This is a genomic window from Escherichia sp. AM3 (genome assembly GCF_032029835.1).
In the GTDB taxonomy this organism is placed as follows: domain Bacteria; phylum Pseudomonadota; class Gammaproteobacteria; order Enterobacterales; family Enterobacteriaceae; genus Escherichia; species Escherichia coli.
The window spans coordinates 1-2,566 of record NZ_JAVUPQ010000193.1; the positions used below are offsets into that span (position 1 = coordinate 1).

A 2,566-nucleotide genomic window follows, 5' to 3' on the forward strand; every position below is an offset into this window, starting at 1 on the left:
AAACAGAGAAAGGTTTATCAGTCCATTTGAATATGCAAAGATTAATAATCCATTAAAACAGTAATCATCCCGGGCAAATGCCCGGGAATTATTCTAGGATTATTTTCTTTGTTAAAAAAGACAAACGGTATTAACTGATGTATTTACTATTTACCGCTCCCTGCAGGGGGGATTATCAGAATCCGCGGTTATTCATTATTTATATACATTCAATAAAAAAGTAACCTCATAAAAAATCCTGTACTCACAGGGTGATGCGGGATAACTGACGTAAGGAGTGCTGCAGGGATTTGATGGTCCCTTGTGCTGATATGAATACGGATATTTTATACAGAATACTTTTCAGTACAAGCGACTGTATTACAGTCTGCCATATATGATTACCTGTGATCAGGAAGAATAAGTGGCTGAGGTTTCAAACTGTCTGCCGGTATATTCCTCTCTCCCTTAAAAACCATAACAGGTTAGTTATCTTCGTCTGTCAGCGGATTGAATGGCGGTATATTTTCAGTACAAATACCGGTCATCCACTGAAAAATACCTGCGAAATGACGGGCACTGATTTTTCTACTGACGGGCTGATGAGACGTTATGTCACTGGCGGTAATAATCAGTGGCACACTGTAGCCTCCCTGCACATGACCATAATGATGAACAGGATTGGCACTGTCGCTGACCGACAGCCCAAGGCCAGAAAAGTAAAGCATGGCGAAATGACGTGAGTACCGGCGAAGGATACCATCAAGCTGGCCAAGAAAGTTATCCAGTTTACTGATGCTGGCGAGGTAACAGGCAATTTTTCGGGGATACTGCTCCAGGTAATTATTCGGCTAGGAGTTAAGGCTGTCACACGGATTTGGATGAGAACCCATCATGTGCAGGAAAATTATCTTCGGAGAGGATGTATCCGCCAGCGCACGTTCTGTTTCCTGTAACAACAGTTTGTCATCTGTTTTACGGGAAGCGAAGCTGCCTTTCTTGAGGAAAGTGGCATGCTCCGCATCAGAAGCAATAACAGAGATGCGTGTGTCATGCTCCCCCAGTTTTCCTTGATTGGATATCCACCATGTGCTGTATCCTGCTTTTGCTGCCAGCGCCACCACATTGTTGCCGGAATCAGGGTTCTGCTCATAGTCATAAATCAGTGTCCGGCTCAGGGAAGACACTGTACTGGAGGCTGTCGAGGTATAATCGTCAATAAATAAACCGGGTGCCGTATTCAGCCACGGTGTGGTTGGTACGGGATAGTCATACACTGACATATAATCCCTGCGCACACTCTCACCAGTGACAATAACAATCGTATCATATAACGGTGCTCCCGGCTGGATTTTCCAGTTGTCAGCCCCGTGCTACTCAGTTGTTCATAACGCTGCATTTCACGTAATGTGTCAGTTGTCCCCACAACTGTTCCTTTAACCATCCGCAATGGCCAACGGTTTACAGAGCATAATACGAATAGCCGTAGAGCCAGCCAGTTACGGTGGTCGCGATGGTGTGTCCGCCAGAAAATCACCACGAATACCAGAATCGCGGCACTGACCAGAAAATGATAAACAGGAAACACGGGGCGGTTCACTTTGCTTTCTCCTGTAGTGTTTTCTGTAGGTTCTGAACCGGTTCTAGCGGGGTTGTGAGGCTGATGGCAATCGCCGGGCTCTTCCTGCATGTTACACTGGTACTGCAAGAGGGGGCCTTCGCTCCTCTGACATTACTCAGTATTTTCACTACTACACCCCATCTGCCATCCATAACAACCGATTCACCCCCTCGCGAGGCGTTGTTGCCCGTCACCCGGACAGACACCGTTATGGACTTCTCTTGTTGCACGATCGATCAATTGTTATGCATGCTGACACCACAACCCCGGTGGGTATGACCGATGCCTTTCTCACTCTCTTCCCGGTCATCGTCGGCCTTCCCCGTTATTGTGGCGTGTCAGCACCCTCGACGGCATTTCGATGGCTGCTCAGTGTTCACTCACGTTACGGCCCGCATAACCCGTTGACTTCCTGAAGAAGTCGTTTCAGGGAGAGATTCAGCCCTTTTGTTACCTCCTGGACCGCTTCTTGTCCTTCCAGTCGGAGCGAGAGTTAGCCGGGGCGGACTTTCACCGACGGAAAGATCGTGCATTTCAAGGCACACACAACAATATCTGCGAGCGTGCTATCCGTCCGGTCGTTATGGGACGAAAGGCCTGGTTGTTCGCTGGTTCACTGGTGGCCGGGAACCGCGCGGCACAGATAATGAGCCTTCTGGGAACCGCAGTCTGGAGCCACATGCTTGGCTGACGGACGTCCTGACGCGTCTGCCGGAGTGGCCGGAGGAGAGGTTGGCTGAGTTACTGCCTCTTGAGGGCTTTACCTTCTTCGGGTAAGTGATACCTGCCGTCAGGTGTTTGTGCACCGGGCCATAACCTGCAGTTGGGAATTGAACGCCTGACAACAGGAAATGAGCTAGAGCAGTAAACACGCGGGCTGACAATGGGTCAGAATATGAGTTAGCCCGGCGTTATTCCTGGGGTCAGTACTTCAGATCTAGCCTCCGGTACCAGACTAGCTAGCCC

At 49.0% G+C, this 2,566-nt stretch carries 3 pseudogenes; 2 read left to right on the plus strand and 1 reads right to left on the minus strand.

Annotation, left to right across the window (positions count from 1 at the left end):
- Nucleotides 1-64 (plus strand): annotated as a pseudogene (locus tag RTW80_RS31725) (integrase); the annotation flags it as partial.
- A gap of 316 nt (nucleotides 65-380) precedes the next feature.
- On the opposite strand, the pseudogene RTW80_RS23875 reads toward RTW80_RS31725, so the two are convergent.
- Nucleotides 381-1,564: pseudogene (locus RTW80_RS23875) on the minus strand (phosphoethanolamine transferase); the annotation flags it as partial.
- Nucleotides 1,565-2,147: 583 nt separating this feature from the next.
- Between RTW80_RS23875 and RTW80_RS23880 the strand changes: the two are divergent.
- Nucleotides 2,148-2,377: pseudogene (locus RTW80_RS23880) on the plus strand (transposase domain-containing protein); the annotation flags it as partial.
- Nucleotides 2,378-2,566: the final 189 nt, after the last annotated feature.